10 protein-coding genes are annotated in these 25,669 nt (G+C 75.2%); 9 read left to right on the top strand and 1 reads right to left on the bottom strand.

The window, feature by feature from the left end; all coding sequences use genetic code 11:
* The first annotated feature begins 574 nt into the window (after nt 1–574).
* The 9 genes from ACFY8W_RS24500 to ACFY8W_RS24460 all read left to right on the top strand — a co-directional run bounded on the left by ACFY8W_RS24500 (nt 575) and on the right by ACFY8W_RS24460 (nt 22,413).
* Nucleotides 575–2,455, top strand: coding sequence for an amino acid adenylation domain-containing protein (locus ACFY8W_RS24500; protein WP_391108929.1), 1,881 nt, complete (start codon nt 575–577; stop codon nt 2,453–2,455).
* Nucleotides 2,452–3,348: a thioesterase domain-containing protein gene (locus ACFY8W_RS24495; protein WP_391108926.1), complete on the top strand. Its 897-nt coding sequence runs from the start codon at nt 2,452–2,454 to the stop codon at nt 3,346–3,348. The genes ACFY8W_RS24500 and ACFY8W_RS24495 overlap by 4 nt, the downstream gene beginning before the upstream one ends.
* On the top strand, nt 3,348–4,541 hold the full coding sequence (locus tag ACFY8W_RS24490) for a cytochrome P450 (RefSeq protein ID WP_391108923.1): 1,194 nt from the start codon (nt 3,348–3,350) through the stop codon (nt 4,539–4,541). The genes ACFY8W_RS24495 and ACFY8W_RS24490 overlap by 1 nt, the downstream gene beginning before the upstream one ends.
* 175 nt (nt 4,542–4,716) lie before the next feature.
* Nucleotides 4,717–4,929 carry an MbtH family protein gene (locus ACFY8W_RS24485; protein WP_189978420.1) on the top strand — a complete coding sequence of 71 codons (213 nt, stop codon included), beginning with the start codon at nt 4,717–4,719 and terminating at the stop codon, nt 4,927–4,929.
* 8 nt (nt 4,930–4,937) lie between these two features.
* Nucleotides 4,938–5,960, top strand: a complete 1,023-nt coding sequence (locus ACFY8W_RS24480; protein ID WP_391108920.1) for a TauD/TfdA family dioxygenase — start codon at nt 4,938–4,940, stop codon at nt 5,958–5,960.
* A 47-nt stretch (nt 5,961–6,007) separates the two neighbouring features.
* The gene (locus ACFY8W_RS24475; protein WP_391108917.1) at nt 6,008–19,570 is read left to right on the top strand and encodes an amino acid adenylation domain-containing protein; all 13,563 of its coding nucleotides are present in this window, start codon (nt 6,008–6,010) and stop codon (nt 19,568–19,570) included.
* A gap of 6 nt (nt 19,571–19,576) precedes the next feature.
* Nucleotides 19,577–20,887, top strand: coding sequence for an MFS transporter (locus ACFY8W_RS24470; RefSeq protein WP_391108915.1), 1,311 nt, complete (start codon nt 19,577–19,579; stop codon nt 20,885–20,887).
* Nucleotides 20,888–21,160: 273 nt separating this feature from the next.
* Nucleotides 21,161–21,973: a dimethylargininase gene (gene ddaH, locus ACFY8W_RS24465; protein ID WP_391108912.1), complete on the top strand. Its 813-nt coding sequence runs from the start codon at nt 21,161–21,163 to the stop codon at nt 21,971–21,973.
* A 233-nt stretch (nt 21,974–22,206) separates the two neighbouring features.
* Complete coding sequence (locus tag ACFY8W_RS24460) at nt 22,207–22,413, top strand: hypothetical protein (protein ID WP_391108909.1); 207 nt, start codon at nt 22,207–22,209, stop codon at nt 22,411–22,413.
* A gap of 41 nt (nt 22,414–22,454) precedes the next feature.
* On the opposite strand, the gene ACFY8W_RS24455 is transcribed toward ACFY8W_RS24460, so the two are convergent.
* Nucleotides 22,455–25,610 carry a BTAD domain-containing putative transcriptional regulator gene (locus ACFY8W_RS24455; protein ID WP_391108906.1) on the bottom strand — a complete coding sequence of 1,052 codons (3,156 nt, stop codon included), beginning with the start codon at nt 25,608–25,610 and terminating at the stop codon, nt 22,455–22,457.
* Nucleotides 25,611–25,669: the final 59 nt, after the last annotated feature.

Below are 25,669 nucleotides of genomic sequence, written 5' to 3'. Positions count from 1 at the left end.
GGAGGGGCGAGGCCGGGCCGCCGGCATCGCGCCGCCTGGCCGGGCACGAGCCGCGTACCAGGGCCACGCACCGGGCTGGGCACGGCATGCCACGAGGGGTGCCGAACCGTCGTCCACGCGCCCCGGGCCCGTACGTCGGGTCCCGTACGTCGGGTCCCGTACGTCGGGTCCCGTACGTCGGGTCCCGTACGCGGGCCACGGGGGGCTGGCGCGCCCTTCGGCCCGGAACGCCGGGCCCGTCCGGCCCGTCGGGTACGCCTGTGCCCCGCGACCGCCTCCGCCCGCCAGGGGCCGCGCTACCGGCCGCGCCACGCCGCTGCGGTCGGCCGGGCGCCCCGCCGGGCGCCCGCCGCTCTCCGACCGCGCCGGCCGGCACCCCGCCCGACGAGCACCCAAGGGCCGGCCGCACTCGGCCGGACGGCATCTCCGCCGCCCCGCCCAGCCGCCGCCACAGAGCCCCCGCCGCACCGGCGGGAGGCTCCCCCACATCGTGACCAACCCCTCCAACCCATCCCACCCACCTCGCCGCATCACCCCGCCATCGAACCCACCGACCACCGAGGAGTGCCCTCACATGACCACCTACGCCGAGCCGGCCGCCGCCACGGCCCCCGTCACCGGCACCACCGTTCCCACCCCCGTCCCCGCCGGCGACCTCCTGGCCCGTCTGCGTGCCACCGTCGCCGCCCACCCCGCTCGGCCCGCCGTCCGCGCCGTCGACGGCGGTCTCGACTTCGCCGAACTGGACCGCCGTACCGCCACCCTGGCCGGCGCCCTGCAGGCGTCCGGAGTCCGGCGCGGGGACCGGGTCGGGGTGCACCTCGGCCGCACCTCCGACCTGCCCGTCGCGCTGCTCGCCGTCTGGCGGGCGGGCGCCGCGTACGTGCCGCTCGACCCCGCCTACCCGGCCGAGCGGATCGGTTTCATGGCCGCCGACGCCCGGCTCGCCGCCGTGGTCAGCGCCGACGCCGCGCCGCCCGTGCCGGAGGGCGTCCCGGTGCTGCGACCCGACGCCGCGGCCGGCCCGGCCGCCGCGTGCACACCGCACCCGCTCGACTCCGCGTACGTCATCTACACCTCGGGCTCCACCGGCCGGCCCAAGGGCGTGGAGGTGTCGCACGGCGCCGTCGCGGATCTCGCCGCTGCCCTGGAGCGCAGTGGCGCCTACCGGCCGGAGCCGGGCGTCGTCGCCTGGAACGCCAGCGTCTCCTTCGACGCCTCCGTCCAGCAGTGGATCCGGATCTGCCGCGGCGACACCCTGGTGGTGATCGACGACGCCCAGCGAGCCGAACCCGCCCGTCTCGTACGGCTGCTCGCCGAGCACGGCGTCACCGACCTCGACCTGACGCCTTCCCACTGGCAGCTGCTCCGCGAGCCCCTGGCGGGAGCCCGCGTGCCGCGACTGTTCATGGGCGGCGAGCCGGTGCCCGCCCGGACCTGGCGCGAACTGGCCGACGGCGGGATCGACGCGCTCAACCTGTACGGGCCCACCGAGTGCACCGTCGACGCGATCACCGCGCCGATCACCGGCCCCGGCCCGCACCTGGGCGAGCCGCTGCCCGGCGTCCGCGCGTACCTGCTCGACGACCGGCTCGCGCCGGTGACGGGCGACGGCGCGGTCGGCGAGCTGTACCTGGCCGGACCCGGCCTCGCGCACGGATACCCGGGGCACCCGGGCCTCACCGCGGGCCGGTTCGTCGCGGACCCGTTCGCTCCGGAGCCCGGCGCCCGGATGTACCGCACCGGCGACCAGGCCCGCCGCTCCGCCGACGGTCTGCTCGAGTACGTCGGCCGGGTGGACCGCCAGGTCAAGCTGCGCGGCTTCCGGATCGAGCTGGGCGAGGTCGAGCACGCGCTCGCCGCCCTGGACGGGATCACCGCCGCCGCGGTCACCGTGCACGAGGCCGCGCCCGGTGACCACCGCCTCGCCGGCTACGTCACCGGCTCCGCCGTCGGTGCGGCCGTCCGCCCCGCCGACCTGCTCGCCGAGCTCCGCCGCACCCTGCCCGCCCACCTGGTGCCGTCCACCGTGACCGTGCTCGACGCCCTGCCGCTCACCCCGAACGGCAAGGTCGACCACCGTGCCCTGCCCGTTCCGGCCCCCGCCCCGGCCGCGGCCTCCGACTCGGCCTCGGCCTCGGCCTCGGCCTCGGACGCGGCCGCACCGGAGGCGCACGGGGGAGTGGACGAGCAGGTCGCCGAGGTCTGGCGCACCGTGCTCGGGGTGCCCGCCGTCGAGCCGACCGACGACTTCCTCTCCCTCGGCGGCCACTCGCTCGCCGCCCTCCGCGTCGTCCACCTCCTGCGCCGCAAGCTCGGCGTCGAGCTCCAGCTCCGGCACCTCCTCGACGCCGTCGACCTGGCCGACTTCACCGCCGCCGTCCGCCGCGCCGCCGCGGCCGGCCCCGCCGCCGCACGCCCCGCGCTCACCGCCCGCCGGGCGGCCGTCCGATGACCACCCTGACGACCGCGTTCGGCACTCCGGCTCCCCGGACCGCCCGCCCCCGCGTCGAGGGCGACTGGCTGCTGGTCCCCGCGCCCCAGCCCCACCGTCCCGTCCGCCTGTTCTGCTTCCCGCACGCCGGTGGCGACGCCACCGCGTACACCCCGCTGGCCCGCGCCCTCGCTCCCGTGGCCGAGGTGTGGGCGCTGCGCCCGCCGGCCAGGGGCGGCCGCAGCCGGCATGCGATGCCGCCCGACTTCGACGCCCTTGTAGCCGCCGTCACCGAGGCGCTGGCCCCGCACCTGACCGGCGGCGAGGGCGGCAGGTTCGCCTTCTACGGCCAGAGCTTCGGCGCCCTCCTCGCCTACGAGGTCGCCCGCGCGCTGCCCGCCGCCCGCCGCCCCGAGCTGGTCGTCGTGGCCGGCGCACCCAGCCCCGCCGAGTGGGCGGCGCGCGAGACCGGAAACCTGGACGCGGCCGAACTCCTCAGGCTCACCGGTCTGGAGGAACTGGTCCGCGCCGATCCGGACCTAATCGAGCTGGCGCTCGGCGCCATCCGCACCGACCTCGCCGTCAGCGCCACCTACCGTCACCGCCCGCACGCGCCGATCGGCTCCGCGCTCCACGCGCTGGCGGGATCCGACGACCCGATGCTGGCCACCACCGGCCTGTCCGGCTGGGCCGCTCACACCCGCGGTGCCTTCGACCAGCGCGTCGTGCCCGGCGGGCACCTGCTCGCCACCGTCGACCGGCCGGGACCGGTCGACCTCCTCACCTCCCTCCTGGCCAAGCGCCAGGTCTCCGGACCCGGTTCCGTGCCGCTCGCCGCGCGGGGCGACGGTTCCCCCTCCCTCCCCGCCGGTCCCGCCTCCGCCCCGTCCTCCGACACCTCCAAGGAGCACTGATGACGACCACCCTCACCACGACCGCCGTCGACCTCACCGACCCGGGCCTGTGGGCGCGGCCCGACACGCCGGAGCTCGTCGCCGAACTGCGCCGCGAGGCGCCCGTCCACCTCACCGACACCGTCGACGACGGCCCCGTCTGGTCGGTGCTCACCTACAAGGAGTCGGCGGACGTGCTGCGCAACGCCGCCGTGTTCAGCTCGGAGTCCGGCTCGCTGCTCGGCGCCGGTGAGGGCAACGTGCCGGTCGGCTCGGGCCGGATGATGGCTCTCACCGACCCGCCCCGCCACCGCGAACTGCGCGCCCCCGCCAACCCGTTCTTCTCCAAGGGCGGTGTGCGCGGCGCCGCCCGCTCCATCGCGGAGCGGGCCGGCGAGCTCTTCGACCGGGCCGTCGAGCAGGGCGAGGTGGACCTCGTCGACGTGGTCTCCGCGCTGCCGCTGGCCGTCATGTGCGACCTGCTCGACGTGCCCGAGAAGGACCGCGACATGGTGGTACGCGTCTGCGACGTCGCCTTCCTCGGGCGCACACCGGAGGAACGCCGGGCCGGACACCAGCAGTTGATCCCGTACCTCCTGCACCAGGTGATGCTGCGCCGCTCCGACCCCCGCGACGACCTGATCTCCATGATGGCCACGTACAAGGTCGGCGGACGGCTCCTGCCCGTGGAGGACGTCGTGCTCAACCTGGACAACATCGTGGTGGGCGGTGTCCAGACCGTCCGCCACACCGCCGCCATGGGCCTGCACACCCTCGTCCAGCGCCCCGACCTGTGGCGGAAGCTGCAGCAGGGCGAGGTGTCCATGGACTCCGCCGTGGACGAGCTGCTGCGCTGGACCTCGGTGGGCCTGCACACGCTGCGCACCGCCACCCGGGACATCGAGCTGGGCGGCCGGCAGATCCGTCGCGGCGACCGGGTCGCCGTGTGGGTGTGGTCCGCCAACCGGGACCCGGAGGCCTTCGAACGGCCCGAGGAGATCCTGCTCGACCGTTCGCCCAACAAGCACCTGGCGCTAGGCCTGGGCGCCCACTACTGCATCGGTGCCCCGCTGGCCAAGGCCGAGCTCAGCGCCCTCTACTCGGCGGCGCTGGAGAAGGCGGCCCGCATCGAGCCCGCCGGGCCGGTCGACCACAACCGCTCGATCATCAACTTCGGTCTCGACCGCTTCCCGGTGCGCCTCGTCCGCCGATGAGCCGCCCGCCCCGACACCCCGGGCGCCGTGGGCCGGCGCGGGGTGCGCAGGTACCGCGCCCTCCGGCAGTGCGCCAACTGCCGCTCACCTGCCGGAGCTTGTGCCGCTCCCGCCGCCGCGGCGCGCCTACCTTCGAATCGCACCCCGGATCACCGATCACCCTACGGAGACCACCATGAGCAACCCGTTCGAGGACGACAACGCCGGCTACCTGGTCCTGGCCAACGACGAGAACCAGCACTCGCTCTGGCCGGTCTGGATCGACGTGCCGGCCGGCTGGACCACCGTCCACGGCGAGGCCCCCCGCCAGGAGTGCCTCGACTGGATCGAGGCCAACTGGACCGACATCCGCCCGGCGAGCCTGCTCGCCACGCTCGACCAGCGGTGAGCGCCGCCATGCCGACCTGGGAGCTGAACCCCGGCCGCCCGGCCCTCACCCACGTGCCGCCCGCCGCCGACCTCGCCGAGGCCTGCGACTGGCTGCGCGAGAACGAGACCGCGCTGACCGCCGCCCTGCACGAGCACGGCACGATCTTCCTGCGCGGCCTGCCGGTCGCGCAGGCGGCGGACGTCGCCGCCGTCCGCGACGTCCTGATCCCCGAGCCCACCCCGTACCGGGAGAAGGCCACCCCGCGCAGCGACTTCGGTGACGGCGTCTTCTCGTCCACCGACCTGCCGCCCGCCCAGTCGATCCGGATGCACAACGAGAACAGCTACACCCTGACCTTCCCCGGCCGGCTGCTCTTCGCCTGCCTCACCGCGCCCGAGACCGGCGGCGCCACCCCGACCGCGGACGTCCGCAAGGTACTCGCCGGGCTCCCCGACCACTTGGCGGCGCGCGGCCGGTCCTCCGGCTGGACGCTCACCCGCAACTACTCGGACTACGTCTCGCTCGGCTGGCGCACCGCCTTCGGCACCGAGGAGCGCGCCGACGTCGAGGCGTACTGCCGGGAGAACGGCATCTCCTGGGAGTGGCAGCCGGACGGCAACCTCCGCACCAGCCAGCTGCGGTCGGCCACGGTCCACCACCCGCACACCGGCGAGGAGGTCTGGTTCAACCACCTGGCCTTCTGGAACGAGTGGTCGCTCGACCCGGACATCCGCGAGGCCATGGTCGACGAGTTCGGCCCGGACGGGCTCCCGTTCAACACCGGCCTCGGCGACGGCGAGCCGCTCTCACGCGAGGACGTGGACGCCCTCAACGCGGCCTACGACGCGGCCACCGTCCGCGAGACCTGGCAGGTCGGCGACGTGATGCTGGTCGACAACGTGCTCTGCGCGCACGGCCGCGACCCGTACCGGGGCGACCGGAAGATCGCCGTCGCGATGGGCCGGCCCGTGGACCTCCTGGACTGCAGGCCCACGGTGGACCCCACCGTCGACCGCACGGTGGACCCGTCCACCGCAGTCCCCGCCTGAGGCGACCCGACCACCATCCACGCCGTGACGTGAGCAGAGGAAGCACCGTGATCCCGGTTTCGTACGCACAACAGCGTCTCTGGCTGATCGACCAGATCGAAGGGCCGACCGCGCTCTACAACCTGCCGTTCGCGGTCCGCCTGCGCGGCACGCCCGACATCGAGGCGCTGCGCGCGGCGACGGCCGACGTGGTCGCCCGGCACGAGGCCCTGCGCACCGTGTTCCCGGTGGCCGACGGAGTCCCGGTGCAGCGGATCCTGCCGTCCGCGGAGGCGCGGATCGCCTTCGAGTCGGTGAGCTGCGCACCCGGCGACTACCCGGCCCTGCGGGACCGGGCCGCCGCCCGCACCTTCGACCTGGCCACCGAACTGCCCGTCCGGGTCACGGTCTTCTCGCTCACACCCGCCGACACACCCACCACCGGGCCCCGCCCGCAACCGTCCACCGAGCACGTGCTGCTCGTCGTGCTCCACCACATCGCCGGTGACGGCTGGTCGCTCGGCCCGCTGCTGCGCGACCTCGCCACCGCCTACACCGCCCGCCTCGACGGCTCCGCACCCGACTGGGAGCCGCTGCCGGTCCAGTACGCCGACTACACGCTCTGGCAGCGCGAACTCCTCGGCGACGAGACCGACCCCGACAGCCTGATGAGCCGGCAGCTCGACTACTGGAGAGGAGCCCTGTCCGGACTGCCGGAGGAACTGGAGCTGCCGGTGGACCGGCCGCGGCCGCCCGCGCCGACCGGCGCCGCGGACGCCGTACCGTTCCACTACGGCCCCGAGCTGCACACCGCCCTCGCCGACCTCGCCCGTCGGCACCGTTCCACCCTGTTCTCCGTCCTCCAGGCCGGTCTCGCCGCGCTGTTCACCCGGCTCGGCGCCGGCACCGACATCCCGCTCGGCACCGGCGTGGCAGGCCGCTCCGACGAGGCGCTCAACGACCTGGTCGGCTTCTTCGTCAACACCCTGGTGCTGCGCACCGACACCTCCGGCGACCCGGCCTTCACCGAACTCCTCGGCCGGGTCCGGGAGGCCCAGCTCGACGCGTTCGCCCACCAGGACGTGCCCTTCGAGCGCCTCGTCGAGGAGGTCAACCCGGCCCGCGCCCTCGGCCGCCACCCGCTGTTCCAGACCCTGCTCGTGCTGCAGAACCACGAGGAGGGCGAACTCGGCCTGCCCGGCCTGGAGTCGGAGCCCGAGCCGCTCGGCCTGCGGGTGGCCAAGTTCGACCTCAACATCGGCGTGACCGAGCGGCGCACCGCCGACGGCGCCCCCGCCGGCCTCACCGGTTCCGTCGAGTACGCGGCCGACCTCTACGACCGCGCCACCGTCACCGCCCTGTTCGAGCGCCTCGGCCGGCTCCTCGCCGCCGCGGCCGCCGACCCCGAGGCGCCGATCGGCACCCTCGACATCCTCACGCCCGAGGAGCACGACCGCCTGCGCGAGGACTGGAACGCCACCGCCGCGCCCGTCCCGTACGGCTCGCTGCCCGAGCTGTTCGCGGCCCAGGCCGCCCGTACCCCGGACGCCGTGGCCCTCGCCCACGACGCCGGCACCGTCTCCTACGCCGAGCTCGACGCCCGCGCCAACCGGCTCGCCCACCACCTGATCGCCTGCGGTGTCGGCCCCGAGTCCCCGGTCGCCCTGCTGATGGAACGCTCGGTCGACCTGGTCGTCGCCACCCTGGCCGTGCTCAAGGCCGGCGGCTGCTACGTCCCGATGCACGCGAGCCTGCCGCCGGAGCGGATGGCCGCGCTGCTCGCCGACACCGCCGCTCCCGTCCTGCTCACCGACCGCACCGACCCCGGCTTCCCGCACACGGCCGCCGTGGTCCGCCCCGGCGACGAGACGGCAGCCCCGTCGCACGACCCCGGCGTCGCCGTCCACCCCGACCGGCTCGCCTACGTGATGTTCACCTCCGGCTCCACCGGCACGCCCAAGGGCGTCGCGGTCCGGCACCGCGACGTCGTCGACCTCGCCGCCGACCGCCGCTGGCAGGACGGCCGGCACCGGCGGATCCTGCTGCACTCCCCGCACGCCTTCGACGCCGCCACCTACGAACTGTGGACGCCCCTGCTGTCCGGCGGCACGGTCGTCGTCGCCCCGCCCGGCAGCCTGGACGCCGCCGCCCTGCACGCCGTCGTCACCCGGCACGAGGTGACCGCGGTCTTCCTCACCAAGGCGCTCTTCGACCTGGTCGCCGAGCAGGCCCCGGAGACCTTCCGCGCCCTGCGCACCGTCTGCACCGGCGGCGAGGCCGCCTCCGGCACCCTGATGCGGCGCGTCCTCGACCACTGCCCCGACCTGCTCCTCGCCCACGTCTACGGGCCGACCGAGGCCACCACCTTCGCCACCCACCACCCCCTCGTCCCCGCCGACCTGGCCGGCCCGCGGCCGCCGATCGGCGCCCCGCTCGACAACATGCGCGCCCACGTCCTCGACGCCCGGCTGCGGCCCGTCCCGCCCGGCGTCCCCGGCGAGCTGTACGTGGCGGGCGCCGGCCTGGCCCGCGGCTACTGGAACCGTCCCGCGCTCACCGCCGAGCGGTTCGTCGCCGAACCGACGGCGCTGGCCGGGCCCCTCGGGCAAGGAGGGAGGATGTACCGCACCGGTGACCTGGTGCGCCGCCGCGCCGACGGCGCGATCGAGTTCCTCGGCCGCGTCGACGGCCAGGTCAAGCTGCGCGGCTTCCGGATCGAGCTCGGCGAGATCGAGGCCGTCCTCTCCCGTCACCCGGCCGTCCGCCAGGTCATCGTGATCCCCCGCGAGGACCGCCCCGGCGACACCCGCCTCGTCGGCTACTGCGCGGTCCCCGACCCCGTACGTGAGGGGAACACCGAACTCGCCGCAGACCTCAAGGAGTTCGCCGCCGCGACCCTCCCCGGCTACATGGTCCCCTCGGCCGTCGTCGTGCTGCCCGCCCTGCCGCTCAACGCCAACGGCAAGGTCGACCGGCGCGCGCTGCCCGCGCCCGACCTCGCCGCCGACAGCGCCGGCCGCGCCCCGCGCGACGAGCGCGAGCGCGCCCTGTGCGACCTCTTCGGCGAGATCCTCGGCATCGACGACATCACCATCGACGACGACTTCTTCGAACTCGGCGGTCACTCCCTCCTCGCCACCCGCCTCATCGGCCGGGCCCGCACCGAGCTCGGCGCCGAACTCGCCATCGGCGACCTCTTCCAGGCCCCGACCGTCGCCGCCCTCGCCGCCCGGCTCGCCACCGACCCGGCCCGGCCCGCACTGCGCCCGGAGCCCCGGCCCGAGCGGCTGCCGGTCTCCTTCGCCCAGCGCCGGCTGTGGTTCCTCGCCCAGGCCGAGGGCCCCGCCACCACCTACAACGTCACGCTCGCCCTCCGGCTCACCGGCCCGCTCGACCCGGCCGCCCTGGAGAGCGCGCTCGGCGACGTCGTCGCCCGCCACGAATCGCTCCGCACCGTCTTCGGCGCGCACGACGGCGTCCCGTACCAGCGCGTCCTGCCCGCGGCCCCGGCCCCGCTGCTCACCGTCACCGACCGCCCGGTGCAGGAGCTGGTCGGCCACACGTTCGACCTGGCCGTCGACGTCCCGCTGCACGCCTACCTGCGCCCCGAGTCGCCCGACGAGCACGTCCTCCTCCTGGTGATGCACCACATCGCCAGCGACGGCTGGTCGCTGCGGCCGCTCTTCCGCGACCTCGCCGAGGCCTACACCGCCCGGCTCGGCGGCGAGCGGCCGGTATGGGAGCCGCTGCCCGTCCAGTACGCCGACTACACCCTCTGGCAGTACCGGCTGCTCGGTGACGACACCGATCCCGAGTCCCCGCTCTCGCGCCAACTCGCCCGCTGGCGGGAGGCGTTGTCCGGACTCCCGGACGAACTGCCGCTGCCGTTCGACCGGCCGCGCCCGGCGGTCGCCAGCCACCGCGGCGACGTCGTGCCGCTGGAGCTCGACGCCGAGCTGCACGCGCGGCTCGCCGAGCTGGCCGCCGCACACGGAGCCACCCTCTTCATGGTGCTCCAGGCCGCCTACGCGACCCTGCTGCACCGCTTCGGCGCCGGCGACGACCTGCCCGTGGGCACCCCGCTGGCCGGCCGCCTCGACCCCGCCCTCGACGAGCTGGTCGGCTTCTTCGCCAGCACCCTGGTGCTGCGCACCGACCTCACCGGCCGGCCCACGTTCGCCGAACTCCTCGGCCGGGTACGGGAGTCCGACCTGGCCGCCTACGCGCACCAGGACGTGCCCTTCGAGCGTCTCGTCGAGGAGCTCAACCCGGTCCGCACGCTGGCCCGGCACCCGCTCTTCCAGGTGATGATCGCGTTCGACAACACCGCGGGCGGCGGCCCCGAGTTCCCCGGCACCCGCACCGCCTACGAGCCGCTCGGCCTGCCCACCACGGCCTTCGACCTCACCCTCAACCTGTCCGAGCGCCACCACGCGGACGGCAGCCCGGCCGGCCTGGAGGGCGGCCTGGAGTTCGCCACCGACCTGTTCGACCGTGCCACCGCCGAACGGCTCGCGAAGGCCCTGACACGCCTGCTCGCCCAGGTCGCCGACGAGCCGCACCGCCCGGTCGCCGAGCTCGACGTCCTCGGCGAGGAGGGCCGGGCCGCGCTCGCCGCCTGGCACGACACCGCCCGGCCCGGTGACGACGTCCTCGTCCCGGCCGCCTTCGCCGCCCAGGCCGCCGCGACCCCGGACGACACCGCGCTGGTCTTCGGCGGGACCCGCCTGACGTACGCCGAGCTCGACGCCCGCACCAGCCGTCTGGCCCACGGCCTGATCGCCTCCGGCGTCGGACCGGAGGACGTGGTCGCGCTCGCCCTGCCGCGGTCCGCCGCGTCCGTGGTCGCCGTCCTCGCCGTGCTCAAGGCCGGTGCGGCCTTCCTGCCGCTGGACGCCGAGTACCCGCGCGACCGGATCGCCCACATGCTGGCCGACGCCCGCCCGGCGGCCGTGCTCACCGGTGCCGGCTGGCCGCTGCCCGAGGTGCTCGACGGCCTGACCGTCCTCGACGCCGGCGAGGAGAACTGGGCCGATCGGCCCGCCGACGCCCCGCCCGTCCGCGTCGGTCCGTCCCACGCCGCCTACGTCATCTACACCTCCGGCTCCACCGGCCGCCCCAAGGGCGTGGTGGTCCGCCACGGCGGCCTCGCCAACCTGCTCGCCTTCCACCGCGACGTCACCATCGCCGCCGCCCGGGAGGCCCGCCCGGGCCGCAGGTTCCGGTTCGCCCAGACCGCCTCCCTCTCCTTCGACACCGCCCTCGAAACGCTGCTCTGGATGGTCGCGGGACACGAACTCCACCTGCTCGACGACGACCTGCGCCGCGACGCCGCCGCGATCGTCCGCTACGCCGAGGACACCGGCGTCGACGTCCTCGACGTCACCCCCGGCCACGGCCGGCGACTGGTCGAGGAGGGTCTGCTCGACCGCTGCCCGCCCGCCCTCCTCATGGTCGGCGGCGAGGCCATCGGCCAGAGCTTCTGGACCGCGCTCACCGCCGCCCCCGACACCGTCGTGCTCAACATGTACGGCCCCACCGAGTGCACCGTCGACGCCCTCCACCACCGGCTCTCCGGCGACCCGCGCCCCCTGATCGGCCGCCCGCTGCCCAACCTCCGCGCGCACGTCCTGGACGCCGGCCTGCGGCCCGTACCGCCCGGCGTCCCCGGCGAGCTGTACCTGAGCGGTGCCGGCCTGGCCCGCGGCTACCTCGGCCGGCCCGCGCTGACCGCCGAGCGCTTCGTCGCCGACCCGTTCGCGCCGGCCGATCCCCTCCTGCCCGGGGGCGGGCAAGGAGGGAGGATGTACCGCACCGGCGACCTCGTCCGGCGCCGCCCCGACGGCAGGATCGAGTACCTCGGCCGCACCGACCACCAGGTCAAGGTGCGCGGCTTCCGGATCGAGCTCGGCGAGATCGAGACCGTCCTGACCGCCCACCCCGACGTCCTGCAGGCCGCGGTGCTGCCGTACGACGACAGCACGGCCGGCCTGCGCCTCGCCGCCTACGTCGTCGCGCGGACCCCGCTCGACCCGGCCGCACTGCGTGCCCACGCGAGCGCCGCCCTGCCGGACCACATGGTCCCGGCGGCCTTCGTGACGCTCGACGCGCTGCCGCTCACCGTCAACGGCAAGCTCGACCGCTCCGCGCTGCCCGCTCCCGACTTCGCCGTGGCCACCGGCGGCCGCGCGGCCCGTACGGCACCCGAGGAGATCCTCTGCGGTCTGTTCGCCGAGGTGCTCGGCGTGACCGGCCAGGTCTCGGCCGACGACGACTTCTTCGCCCTCGGCGGGCACTCGCTGCTCGCCACCAGGCTGCTCAGCCGGGTGCGCTCGGTGCTCGGCGCCGAGCTCGGCATCCGCGACGTCTTCGAGGCGCCGACGGTGGCCGGCCTGGCCCAGCGCCTGGACGGTGCCGGGACGCGGCTCGCGCTCACCGCCGGCGACCGTCCCGAGCGCCTGCCGCTCTCCTCCGCGCAGCGGCGGCTCTGGCTGATCGACCGCATGGAGGGACCGAGCGCGCTCTACAACATGCCGCTCGCCCTGCGCCTCACCGGCCGGCTCGACCCGGCCGCCCTGGAACTCGCCCTGGGCGACCTGGTCGCCCGCCACGAGATCCTGCGCACCGTGATCGCCGAGCACGACGGCGAGCCCCACCAGCTGGTCCTCACCCCCGCCGACGCCCCGCTCCCGGTGGAACCGCTCGACTGCGCCGCGGAGTCGGTCGACGCCGAGGTCGACCGGGCGGCCCGCCGCCCCTTCGACCTGGCCGCCGAACCCCCCGTACGGGTCACCCTCCTCCGGGTCGCTCCAGAGGAGCACGTCCTGGTCGTCGCCCTGCACCACATCGCCGGTGACGGCTGGTCGATGGGCCCGCTGCTGCGGGACCTGGCCGCCGCCTACGGCGCCCGTCGCGACGGCCGCGCACCGGAGTGGCAGCCGCTGCCGGTGCAGTACGCGGACTACGCGCTCTGGCAGCGCGAACTGCTCGGTGACGAGGACGACCCCGACAGCGTGGTCGCGCGCCAGCTCGCCTACTGGCGCGAGACCCTGGCCGACCTCCCCGAGGAGCTGACGCTCCCCGCCGACCGGCCGCGCGGTGCCCGCGCCGACCACCGGGGCGAACGGGTCGCCCTGCCGATCGACGCCGAACTGCACCGCGCCCTGGTCCAGTTGAGCCGGGAACACCGGGTCACCCTGTTCATGACCTTCCAGGCCGCACTCGCCGCGCTGCTGACCCGGCTCGGCGCGGGCACCGACATCCCGATCGGCTCGGTGGTCGCCGGCCGCTCGGACGAGGCCCTCGACGACCTCGTCGGCTTCTTCGTCAACACGCTGGTGCTGCGCACCGACACCTCCGGCGATCCGACCTTCGCCGAACTCCTGGGCCGCGTGCGGGAGACCGGCCTCGGCGCCTACGCCCACCAGGACGTGCCCTTCGAGCGCCTCGTCGAAGAGCTGAACCCGGCCCGTTCGCTGGCCCGCCACCCGCTCTTCCAGGTGGCGATGGTCCTCCAGTCCAACGACGGAGCCGAGTCGGAACTGGCCGGCCTGCGGGCGGAGGCGCTGCCCGCGGACACCGGAGTCGCCAAGTTCGACCTCAACGTGACCCTGGAGGAGTTCTTCGGCCCGGACGGCGCGCCCGCCGGACTGGACTGCGCGATCGACTTCGCCACCGACCTGTTCGACCGGGAGACCGTCGAGTCCGTCGCCGCCCGCTTCGGCCGGCTCCTCGCGGCCGTCACCGCGCGCCCCCAGGACCGGATCGGCCGCGCCGACCTGCTGGCCGACGGCGAGCACGCCGCGCTCCTCTCCGGACACCGCCCGCTGCCCGCCGGACTGCCGCTCGTCCCCGCCGCCTTCGCGGCCCAGGCGGAGGCCACGCCCGACCTCACGGCCCTCGTCTTCGAGGACACCAGGCTCACCTACGCCGAGCTCGACGCCCGCGCCAACCGCCTGGCGCACGGTCTGAACGCCGCCGGCATCGGTACGGAGGACGTCGTCGCGCTCGCCCTGCCCCGCTCGGCGGAGACCGTGGTCGCGCAGCTGGCCGTCCTCAAGGCCGGTGCGGCCTTCCTGCCGCTGGACGCCGAGTACCCGGTGGAGCGCACCGCCCACATGCTGGCCGACGCCCGCCCGGCGGCCGTCCTCACCGGCGCCGGCTGGCCGCTGCCCGAAGCCCTGGACGGTCTCCTCGTCCTGGACGCCGCCGAGGACGACTGGGCCGATCAGCCCGCCGACGCCCCGCCCGTCCGCGTGACGGCGTCCCACGCCGCGTACGTGATCTACACCTCCGGCTCCACCGGCCGTCCCAAGGGCGTGGTCGTGAGCCACGGTTCGATCGCCGGCCTGCTCGCCGCCCACCGGGCGGAGACCTTCGGCGAGCCCGAGCGGAACCACGGCCGGCTGCGCGCCGCCCTCACCGCCTCGCTCTGCTTCGACGCCTCCTGGAACAGCCTGCTGTGGATGGTCGCCGGGCACGAGCTGCACCTGATCGGCGAGGACCTGCGCCGCGACCCCGCCGCCCTCGTCCGCCACTTCCGTACCACCGGCATCGACGCCGTCCAGTTCACCCCCACCTACGCCGAACAGCTCGTCGCCGAAGGCCTGCTGGACGAGCCCGCGCCGCGGGTGGTGCTGCTCGGCGGCGAGGCGGTCGCCCAGGCGCTGTGGGACCGCCTGCGCGAGGCCCCGGCCACCACCGGCCACAACCTCTACGGGCCCACCGAGTGCACCGTCGACACCCTGCTCCAGGCGTACGGCGACGCGGAGCGCCCCACCATGGGACACACCGTCCTCGGCACCCGTGCCCACGTCCTGGACGAGCACCTCAACCCGGTCCCCGCCGGCGTCCCCGGCGAGCTCTACCTCTCCGGCGACAGCCTGGCCCGCGGCTACCTCGGCCGGCCCGCGCTGACCGCAGAGCGCTTCGTCGCCGACCCGTACGCGCCGGGCGAGAGGATGTACCGCACCGGCGACCTGGTCCGCCGCACCCGCGACGGGCGGATCGACTACCTGGGCCGTACCGACCACCAGGTCAAGATCCGCGGGTTCCGCATCGAACCCGGCGAGATCGAGCAGGTGCTGACCGGGCACCCCGCCGTCCGCCAGGCCGTGGTCACCCCGCACGAGACCGCGGACGGCGACCGCCGTCTGGTCGCCCACTGCGCGGTCACCGCCCCGAGCCCCGAACTCGCGCTCGAACTCCGCAGGTTCGTGGCCGACTCGCTCCCCGCGTACATGGTCCCCGCGGCCGTCGTCACCCTCGACGTGCTGCCGCTGACCGGCAGCGGCAAGGTCGACCGGCGCGCACTGCCCGCCCCCGACTTCCAGCTCTTCACCGGCGGACGGGCCGCCCGCACGGCACGGGAGGAACTGCTCTGCGGCCTGTTCGCCGAGGTGCTCGGCGCCCCGGGGCCGCTCGCCGTCGACGACGACTTCTTCGCCCTCGGCGGGCACTCGCTGCTGGCCATGAAGCTGGTCAGCCGCGTCCGCACGGTCTTCGCCGCCGATATCGACGTCCGCGACGTCTTCGAGGCGCCGACGGTGTCCGGTCTGGCCCAGCGTCTGGACGGCACCGGCACGCGGACCGCGCTCACGGCCGGCGAGCGCCCGGAACGGCTTCCGCTCTCCTTCGCCCAGCAGCGGCTCTGGCTGATCGACCGGATGGAGGGCCCCAGCGCCCTCTACAACCTGCCGCTCGCCCTGCGCGTCACCGGCCCGCTCGACCCGACGGCCCTGGAACTCGCCCTGGGCGACCTGGTCGCCCGCCACGAGATCCTGCGCACGCTGATCAGCGAGCACGACGGCGAGCCCCGGCAGCGGATCACCCCGCCCGCCGAGGCCCGGGTCACCTTCGACCACCGCACCACACGGCCCGCCGACCCCGCGGCCGCCCTGGCCGCATGCACCGCCGCCCCCTTCGACCTCGCCGCCGAACCGCCCGTACGGGCCCACCTGTTCCCGCTCGCCGACGACGAGCACCTGCTCGTCCTCGTCCTCCACCACATCGCCGGCGACGGCCTGTCCATGGACCCGCTGCTGCGGGACCTGGCCGCCGCCTACGGCGCCCGTCGCGACGGCCGCGCGCCGGAGTGGCAGCCGCTGCCGGTGCAGTACGCCGACTACGCGCTCTGGCAGCGCGAACTGCTCGGCGACGAGAGCGACCCCGACAGCCTCGCCTCCCGGCAGCTCGCCTACTGGCGCGACGCCCTGGCCGGGCTCCCCGAGGAGCTGTCGCTGCCGGTCGACCGCCCCCGCCGCGCGGACAGCAGCCACCGCGGCGACCGCGTCGTCCTCCCGCTCGGCGCCGAACTCCACCGTTCCCTGGCCGAGTTGAGCCGCGAGCACCGGGTCACGATGTTCATGACCCTGCAGGCCGGGCTTGCCGCGCTGCTGACCCGGCTCGGCGCGGGCACCGACATCCCGATCGGCTCGGTGGTCGCCGGCCGCTCGGACGAGGCCCTCGACGACCTCGTCGGCTTCTTCGTCAACACGCTGGTGCTGCGGACCGACACCTCCGGCGACCCGAGCTTCGACGAACTGCTCCACCGCGTCCGCGAGACCCAGCTCGACGCCCACGCCCACCAGGACGTGCCCTTCGAGCGCCTCGTCGAAGAGCTCAACCCGGCCCGTTCGCTGGCCCGCCACCCGCTCTTCCAGGTGATGCTGCTGCTCCAGGGCAGCGCCCAGGGCGACCCGGAAGCGGCGCCGCTCGACCTGGCCGGGCTCGCCGCCACCGTCGAACCGGTCGGCGGGCACGTGGCCAAGTTCGACCTCTCCATCGCCATGGGCGAGTCCTTCGACGCCGACGGCGCGCCCGCCGGACTCGAGTGCGCGATCGACTTCGCCACCGACCTCTTCGACCGGGAAACCGTCGAGTCCCTGGCGGTCCGCCTCGGCCGCCTGCTCTCGGCCGCGGCCGCCCGCCCCGACCGGCCCGTCGGCCGCATCGACCTCCTCTCCGCCGCCGAACGCACGGAGCTCGTCGCCGGTGGCGACGCACTGCCGTCGGAGGTGCCGCTGCTGCCCGCCGTCTTCGCGGCCCAGGCGGCCCGTACCCCCGACGCGACCGCCCTGGTCGCCGGGGACGCCCGACTGAGCTGGGCCGAACTGGACGACCGTGCCGAGCGCCTCGCCGACCGGCTGACGGCCGCGGGCGCCGGGCCCGACTCGGTGGTCGCCCTGGCCCTGCCGCGCTCCGCGGACACCGTGGTCGCGCTGCTCGCCGTACTCAAGGCCGGTGCCGCCTCGCTCCCGCTGGACGCCGAGTACCCGGCCGACCGTACCGCCGCCATGCTCGCCGACGCGGCGCCCGCCCTGGCCGTGACCGGAGACGGCTGGCCACTGCCCGAACTGCTCGCCGGCCTGCCCGTCCTGACCGCCTCCCCGACTGCCGAGACGAACCCGGCGGCCGCGACGCACCCGACGGCCGAGACGGACCCGACGGCGGGCACGGGCCCGGCGGACGAGGCGGACCGCCGCGCCGGCGCAGGCGGCCCGCAGCGCCGCCCCACCGCCTCCGACGCCGCGTACGTCATCTACACCTCGGGCTCCACCGGCCGTCCCAAGGGCGTGGTGGTGAGCCACGGTTCGATCGCCGCGCTGCTGGCCTCGCACCGCTCCGCCACCGGACCCATCGGCGCCACCGAGCGTCGCCACGGCCGCCGTCGGGTCGCGCTGACCGCCTCGCTCTGCTTCGACGCCTCCTGGGACGGCCTGCTCTGGCTGGCCGCCGGGCACGAGCTGCACCTGATCGGTGACGAGGTCCGCCGCGACGCCGCCGCCCTCGTCCGGCACGTCCGCACGGAGTCGATCGACGTCCTGGAGGTCACGCCGTCCTACGCCGAACAGCTCGTGGACGAGGGGCTGCTGGACGCTCCACGGCCCTCGGACGCGCCTCGGGTGGTGCTGCTCGGCGGCGAGGCGGTCGGCCAGTCCCTGTGGACCCGGCTGCGCGAGGCACCGGCGACCGTCGCCCACAACCTCTACGGACCCACCGAGTCCACCGTCGACGCGCTCACCCAGCCCTTCGCCGCCACCGACCGCCCGGCCCTCGGCCGGACCGTCCTCGGCACCCGCGCCTACATCCTGGACGAGCACCTGAACCCCGTCCCGCCGGGCGTCCCCGGCGAGCTCTACCTGGCGGGCGCCGGCCTGGCCCGCGGCTACCTCGGCCGGCCCGCGCTGACCGCCGAGCGCTTCGTCGCCGACCCGTACGCGCCGGGGGAGAGGATGTACCGCACGGGCGACCTGGTCCGCCGGACCCGCGACGGGCGGATCGACTACCTGGGCCGTACCGACCACCAGGTCAAGATCCGCGGGTTCCGCATCGAACCCGGCGAGATCGAGCACGTGCTGACCCGCCACCCCCGGGTCCACGCCGCCACCGTCACCGTCCACGAGGACGACACCACCGGCCCCCGCCTGGTCGCCCACGTCGTGGCGGACGGACCGCTCGACCCGGCCGAACTCCGCGCCTTCGCCGCCGAGTCGCTGCCCGGCTACATGCTCCCGGCCGCCGTCGTCCCGCTCGACGCGCTGCCCCTGACCGCCAGCGGAAAGGTCGACCGGCGCGCGCTGCCCGCGCCCGACTTCCTCTCCTCGCCCACGGGCCGCACGCCCCGGACGGCGCACGAGGAACTGCTCTGCGACCTCTTCGCCGAGGTCCTCGGCCTCCCCGGTCCGGTCTCCGTCGACGACGGCTTCTTCGACCTCGGCGGCCACTCCCTCCTCGCGATGAAGCTGCTCGGCCGGATCCGCACCGCGCTCGGCGCCGACCTCGGCATACGGGTCCTCTTCGAAGCCCCGACCGTGGCCGCACTGGCCCGACGCCTCGCCCAGGACCTCTCGGACACGGCCGCCACCGACGCCCGCAGCGCCCTCGACGTGCTGCTCCCGCTGCGCGCCGGCGGCACCAGGGCCCCGCTGTTCTGCGTCCACCCGGCCGCCGGCGTCAGCTGGGTCTACTCCGGACTGCTGCGCCACCTCGACCCGGACCGCCCGGTCCACGGACTCCAGGCGCGCGGACTGAGCGGGGCGACCCCACCGTCCTCCGTCGCCGAGATCGCCGAGGACTACGTCGCGCAGATCCGCGCCGTCCAGCCGGAAGGCCCGTACCACCTGCTCGGCTGGTCCTTCGGCGGAGTCGTCGCCCAGGCGATGGCCGTCGACCTCCAGGCCGACGGCCAGGAGGTCGCCCTGCTCGCCCTCCTCGACGGCCTGCCCGCCGACCCCGCCCGGTACGCCGCCGGCGGCGCACCGGAGAACGGCGACGACCCGGTCGACACCCTCGCCGAACTGCTCGCCTCGCTGGGCCACGACCCCGCCGACGGGCGCGGCCAGGCCGACCTCACCGCACTCCTCGGCGAGGCCGCCGGCGTCCTGCCCGACGTGTTCGAGCTGCACCGCAAGCTGATGGCCGAGCACGTGCCGGACCACTACCGGGGCGACGCCGTGTTCTTCGGCGCCACCCTCGACAAGCCCGCCGACTGGCCCTACGGGGCGGCCTGGGGCCCGTACGTCGACGGCCGCGTCGAGGAGCACCGCATCCCCTGCACGCACGGCGCCATGACGCGGCCGGAGCCCCTCGCACGGATCGCCGCCGTGCTGGCCGAGAAGCTTGGAGAGTGACCCGCCATGACCACAGCCTCCGTCAAGCCGCCGTCCCCCGGCCCCTCCTCGCCGCCGGCGACGGAACCGCCGCGGAGGAGCCGCTGGGGCCTCTGGGCACAGGCGAACTTCCGCAGGCTCTGGATCGGTGAGACCACCAGCGGCCTCGGCACCGCGGTCGGCAACGTCGCGCTCGCCCTGGTGGCCGTCGTCACCCTGGAGGCCTCGCCGTTCACGGTCGGCCTGCTGACCGCCTCCGCATGGGTACCGTGGCTCTTCCTCGGCCTGTTCGCGGGCGCCTGGGTGGACCGCTGGCCCCGGCTCAAGGTGATGCTGGTCTGCGACCTCCTGCTGCTGGTGCTCTTCGGCAGCGTGCCGGTGGCCGCCTGGCTGGGCGTGCTGACCATGGGCCAGCTGGTGGTCGTGGCCCTGCTCGCCGGCGCCGTCAAGGTGTTCCTGTCCACGGCGAACAGCGCCGTACTGCCCGCTCTGGTCGCCAAGCAGGACCTCCTGGAGGCCAACGTCAAGCTGCGTTCCGGTGACGCGGCGGCGGAGATCGCCGGACCGGGCCTGGCGGGCCTGCTGTCCCAGGCGTTCGGGGCGGTCAGCGGACTGCTCGCCGACGCGGTCACCTACCTGGTCGCGGCGGTCTGCGTCGGCTCCCTCCGCGTCGAGGAGAAGCCGCCTGCGGTCTCCGAACGGCGCGGGATCCTCCGCGAGATCGGCGAAGGCGTCCGCTTCCTGGTGCGCGACCCGTACCTGCGTACGCTCGCGAGCTTCGCGGCCGTCGGCAACCTCGGCCTCAACGGCATCCAGGCGGTGCAGACCGTCTTCCTCATCCGCAGTGTGGGCGTCACGCCCGGCGGCGTCGGGGCCGTGTTCGCGGTCGTGTCGGTCGGCGGACTGGCCGGAGCGGCGCTCGCCGGCCGGATCGCGCGCCGCTTCGGTACGGCCCGCGGACTGCTCCTGTGCGAGCTGGTGGGGGCGCCGTTCATCCTCCTGCTGCCGCTGGCGGGGGAGCGGCTGCCGCTGGCGGCGAGCGCCGTGGCCTGGGCGGTCGCGGTCTGCGGTGTGATCGCCGGCAACGTCATCGCCGGCAGCTTCTACCAGGCGTACTGCCCGCCCGCGATGATCGGCCGGATCCGGGCCAGCGCCTCGACCGTCAACTTCAGCGCCATCCCGCTGGGAGCCCTGCTCGGCGGCTGGCTCGGCGAGGTGCTCGGCGCCCGCACCACCATCTGGATCATGGCGAGCGTGCTGCTCTCGGCCGGCGCGGTGCTCCTCGCGAGCCCGCTGCGCGCCATGCGGAGCTTCCCCGAACGCCCTGCGGAGTCCTGATCGCACCCAGGGTCCGTCCGGCGGATCAGGACCGGGTCCGCGGCGCCGGTCCGCCGGACGGAGCCCAGCCGCCGCCCGCTGTTCTCCGCCGCCACTCGTGAGCCCACCCCTCGGATTCACCCCCGCCGACCAGATTCGTCCCCGCCCCCGGATCCCCTTCGGACGCGGATCCACCGCGCCCCCGGATCCACCCCGCTCGTGGGTCCACCCCTGTTCGTGGATCCACCCTCACCCTCGACCTCACCTTCACCCTTCCACCCTCCGGAGCCTCCTGTGACCCGCACCGCCCGCCCCCGCCGCTTCCTGATGTGCCGTCCGACCCACTTCGAGGTCAGTTACGCGATCAACCCCTGGATGGACCCGGCCAAGCCGGTCGACACCGACCTCGCCGTCCTCCAGTGGGAGCGGCTGTACGAGCTGTACGCCGAACTCGGCCACCGCGTCGACCTGATCGATCCGATGCCCGGCCTGCCCGACATGGTCTACGCGGCGAACGGCGCGACGGTCGTCGACGGCAAGGTGCTCGGTGCCCGGTTCCGCAACGCCGAGCGCGCCGCCGAGGGCCCCGCCTACCTGGAGTGGTTCCGGGCCAACGGCTTCACCACCCACGACCCTGTCCACGTCAACGAGGGCGAGGGCGACCTGCTCCTCACGGGCAGCTACCTGCTGGCCGGGCGCGGTTTCCGCAGCGTCTCCGCCGGACACGCGGAGGCGCAGGAGTTCCTCGGCCGCCCGGTGATCGGCCTCGACCTCGTGGACCCGCGCTTCTACCACCTGGACACGGCGCTCAGTGTGCTCGACACCGACGAGGTCATGTACTACCCGGGAGCGTTCTCGAAGGGCAGCCGCGCGGTGCTGCGCCGGCTGTTCCCGGACGCGGTCCTCGTGGAGGAGGCGGACGCGGAGGCGTTCGGGCTCAACGTGATGAGCGACGGCCTGAACGTGGTGCTGCCGGAGGCCGCGACCGGAGTGGCGGCCAGGCTGCGCGAGCGGGGGTTCCGGCCGATCGGGATGGACCTCTCCGAACTGTTCAAGGGTGGCGGCAGCGTGAAGTGCTGCACGCTGGAGATCCGCGAGGCGTCCTGAACCCGGTCGACGCCCCGGTCCGTCCTCGACCGACGCTCGGGCCGGCGCCCCGGTCCACAGGCCCATCGACGCCCCGTTCAACGCCCCGATCAACGATGCCGGTCGACGTACGGTGCTCGTACGTCGATCGGCCGTTGAACGCGCCTTGCCATGCTGGTCCCATCAGCCCGGAACACTCCGGGAAAGCCCCGCGAAACCCCTTCCCATCAGGGAAGACGTCCTAGGGAGCAGTCATGGCGAAGCGTGCGAACACCCTCGGTGCCACCCGGATCCGCCTGGCCCTCGCGGCCCTCGGCCTCGGAGCGGTGATCGCCCTCGGCGCGGCCGGTACGGCCATGGCCGACGGTGCCGACGCGACCGGCACGTCGAGCACCCAGCCGGCGCCGGCCCCGACCCCCACCCCGACCGACGACACGGACTGGAACAGCACCGGCTCCTGAACGGCCGCCGCACCACCCAGCAGTACCGTTTTTCCAAGATCTCAGGGATCGACCAGCGCGAACGCCGGCTCCTGGAGGAGCCCGGCCACCTCGGCGGCCTCCGGAAGTCCCAGCCGGCAGAAGATCTCGTACGCCTGCCGCAACCGCGCCGCCGCCTCGGCCCCGCGCCCGAGGTCCGCCAGCGAGCGGCCGAGCACCACCAGAGCGTGGGCCTGGTCCCGTTCCGCCCCCAGTTCCTCGCACAGCACCAGCGCCTGACCGGCGTGGTCGAGTGCCTCGTCGGCCCGCCCGAGCGAGCGGAGACTGTCCGCCAGCCGGTAGCGCGCGTGCGCGGCCCGGTCCCGCAGACCGGCTCCCGTCGCCACCGTCAGACACTCCCCGAACCAGGTCACCGCCTCCTCGTGCCGCCCGAGTCCGTGCAGCGCCAGGCCGAGGACGTACAGCGTGTACGCACGACCGGGATCGTCCTGCCGGGTCCGCAGCTCGGCGAGCACCTCGTGACAGATCTCCACCGCCTCGGCCGCCCGACCGCTGCGCACCCGCGCCAGCGCGGCGTTCACGGTCGTCACCAGGGCACCGGAGCGGTGCCCCAGTTCGTTGGCGAGCAGCAGGGCCTCGTCGTAGTGGTTCACCGCCTCGTCGAAGCGGCTGAGGAACTGGCAGATCAGCCCGAGGTCGTTGAGCGCCTGCCGCAGGATCACCGTGTCGCCGGCCGTCCGCGCCGCGTCCACCGCCTGCCGTGCCGCGGCCTCGGCCGCGTCGAGGCGCGTCGCCGCCAGGGCGACGTTCCCGCGCAGGAAATGCGCCCGTCCGGCGGCCCGCACGTCACCGTGCCGCATCGCCGCCTCCGCCAGCGCGTCGGCGGTGGTGGCGAGCTGGCGGCTCGGCGGGGTGAGGACGAACGGCGTCAGCGCGATCAGCAGGTCGATCGCGGCACGCAGGGCCGTTCCCCGCATCCCGTCCGCCACCGCCGCGCCCACCGCCGTGCTCCCCGTCGCTCCCTGGGTGGCCTCTCCCGCGTCCGCGGCCACCTGGGCCGCGAGCGCCGCCGCGCCCGCACGCTCCGCCACGACCCATTCGCGTGCGGCGTCCCAGCCGGCCAGCGGGACGCCGGGGGAGCGGGCCGGACCCAGCGCGCCCGCCGCCGGATCGCCGGGCACCGCGTGCTGGAACGCGGTGCAGGCGGTGGCGAGCAGATGGTCGAGGAGCCGGTCCCGGGCCGCCAAGGTCTCCCCGCCCGCCGTCGACTCGCCCGCCGACGAGGGGCCGCCCCCTTCCGTCGGGCGCCGTCGGGCGAACGCCCGCAGCAGGTCGTGGTACCGGTAGCGCCCCGGGAAGGGCGACTCCACCATCGCCACGTCCACCAGCGCCTCCAGCAGGTCCTCGGCGTCGTACTCGTCGAGGTCGAGGAGCGCCGCCGCGGCCGGCAGCCCGATGTCGGGCCCGTCCACCGAGGCGACGAGACGGAACGCCCGCGCCTGGTCCTCGGTCAGCTGGCGGTAGCTCAGTTCGAAGGCGGCGGCGACCGCGAGATCGCCGATCCGCAGCTCGTCGATCCGCCGCCGCTCCACGTGCAGCCGACGGCTCAGCGTCTCCACCGTCCAGCCCGGCCGGGCCGCGAGCCGGGCGGCCACGATACGGACCGCCAGCGGCAGGTACCCGCAGGCCACCACGAGGTCGAGCGCCGCCTCCCGCTCGGCGGCCAGCCGCTCCTCGCCGATGGTGCGGCCGAGCAGGGCCAGGGCCTCCGAGGGCTGGAAGACGTCCAGGTCGACCTGGACGGTGGCCGGCAGCCCGGCCGGCCGGGTGCGCCCGGTGGTGAGGACCGCGCAGCCGACCGACCCCGGGAGCAGCGGCCGGATCTGCGCCGTGTCCTTGGCGTTGTCGAGCACCAGCAGCAGCCGCCGCCCGTCCACCACGGACCGGAACAGCGCCGACCGCGCGTCAAGACCGTCCGGCACCGCGTCGCCGGACACCCCGAGCGCCACGAGGAACCCGCTGAGCACCGCCTCCGGATCGGCCGGGACGGGGTCGGAGCCGCGCAGGTCCACGTACAGCTGGCCGTCCGGATAGGACTCCCGCACCCGGTGCGCCACGTGCAGGGCGAGTGCCGTCTTGCCGACGCCGCCCATGCCGACCACGGTGGCGATCACCAGCGCCTGTGCCGACGGCGCCCCGAGCGCCTCGTGCAGCACCCGGACGGGCGCGGTCCGGCCGGTGAAGTCGGCGGCGTCCGGGGGGAGTTGGGCGGGTCGCGGCGGCGCGGCGGAGGACCGGGCGGCAGCCGTCTCCCGGCCCTCCCGCTCGTACCGGCCGTCCCTCTCCTCCGGAGGGTCCGACGCGTCCGCCCGGGAACCGGCCGTGTCCGGGGACGAGTCGTCGCCGGTGCCGCCCCGGACGGCCCCCGTGTCCCCGTCCGCCGGGACCTCCGCCCGCGCGGGAAGCCCGGGCTCCGTCGGTCCCGTCGCCGGGCTCGGCTCCGGTGCGGCGAGTGCCGGATCGCCCTCCAGGATCCTCCGGTGCAGCTGGTCGAGCTCCGCGCCGGGCGCCACGCCCAGCTCGGCGAGGAACAACTGCCGGGCCCCGCGGTAGACCGCCAGCGCGTCCGCCTGACGCCCGGCTTGGTAGAGCGCCCGCATCAGCAGCCCGTACGCCCGCTCGTGCAGCGGGTGCTCGGTGGTGAGCGCGGTCAGCTCGGGGATGCACCGCGAGTGGCGGCCGAGGGTCAGGTCGAGCCCGATCCGTTCCTCCAGGAGGGTCAGCCGCAGCTCCTCCAGGCGCTGCCGGTGCCGCTCCGCGAACGGCCCGGGAATGCCCGTCAGCGGTTCGCCCTGCCACAGCTCCAGCGCCTGGTTGAGCAGGTCGCGGGCGCGCAGCGGTTCGGTGCGCGCGGTGCGCTCCGCCTCCGCGGCCAGCGACTCCGCCTGCGCCGCGTCGACGGCGAGCTTCGGCAGCACCAGCCGGTACCCGTCGCCCATCGACACCAGCACGCTCGACGCGGGCCGACCGCCCTGGCCGGATCTCGCCCCCTCCTCTTCCGCACCCGGGTCGCCCGCGTCCAGCATCTTGCGCCATCGCCACGCGTACGTCCGCACCGTCGTCATCGCCGCGCTCGGCGGCTCCTCGCCCCACAGCGCGCCGATCAGGTCGGTGGCGCTCGCCGAGTACCCCGGCCGCAGCAGGAGAACGGCCAGCATCGCCTGCTGTTGTGGACTTCCCACCTTCAGCGGAGTCCCCCCACGGTGAGCCCGCATCA

This window comes from Streptomyces sp. NPDC012637, from assembly GCF_042954805.1.
Lineage (GTDB): Bacteria > Actinomycetota > Actinomycetes > Streptomycetales > Streptomycetaceae > Streptomyces.
Note: the sequence above shows the minus strand (reverse complement) of the source record. Positions and strands in the feature narration are given on the sequence as shown.

Coding starts and splice junctions, on each gene's coding strand:
- ACFY8W_RS24480 (WP_391108920.1), top strand. CDS start 4,938: ATGCCGACCTGGGAGCTGAACCCCGGCCGCCCGGCCCTCACCCACGTG.
- ACFY8W_RS24490 (WP_391108923.1), top strand. CDS start 3,348: ATGACGACCACCCTCACCACGACCGCCGTCGACCTCACCGACCCGGGC.
- ACFY8W_RS24470 (WP_391108915.1), top strand. CDS start 19,577: ATGACCACAGCCTCCGTCAAGCCGCCGTCCCCCGGCCCCTCCTCGCCG.
- ACFY8W_RS24485 (WP_189978420.1), top strand. CDS start 4,717: ATGAGCAACCCGTTCGAGGACGACAACGCCGGCTACCTGGTCCTGGCC.
- ACFY8W_RS24455 (WP_391108906.1), bottom strand. CDS start 25,610: ATGCTGGCCGTTCTCCTGCTGCGGCCGGGGTACTCGGCGAGCGCCACC.
- ACFY8W_RS24500 (WP_391108929.1), top strand. CDS start 575: ATGACCACCTACGCCGAGCCGGCCGCCGCCACGGCCCCCGTCACCGGC.
- ACFY8W_RS24495 (WP_391108926.1), top strand. CDS start 2,452: ATGACCACCCTGACGACCGCGTTCGGCACTCCGGCTCCCCGGACCGCC.
- ACFY8W_RS24460 (WP_391108909.1), top strand. CDS start 22,207: ATGGCGAAGCGTGCGAACACCCTCGGTGCCACCCGGATCCGCCTGGCC.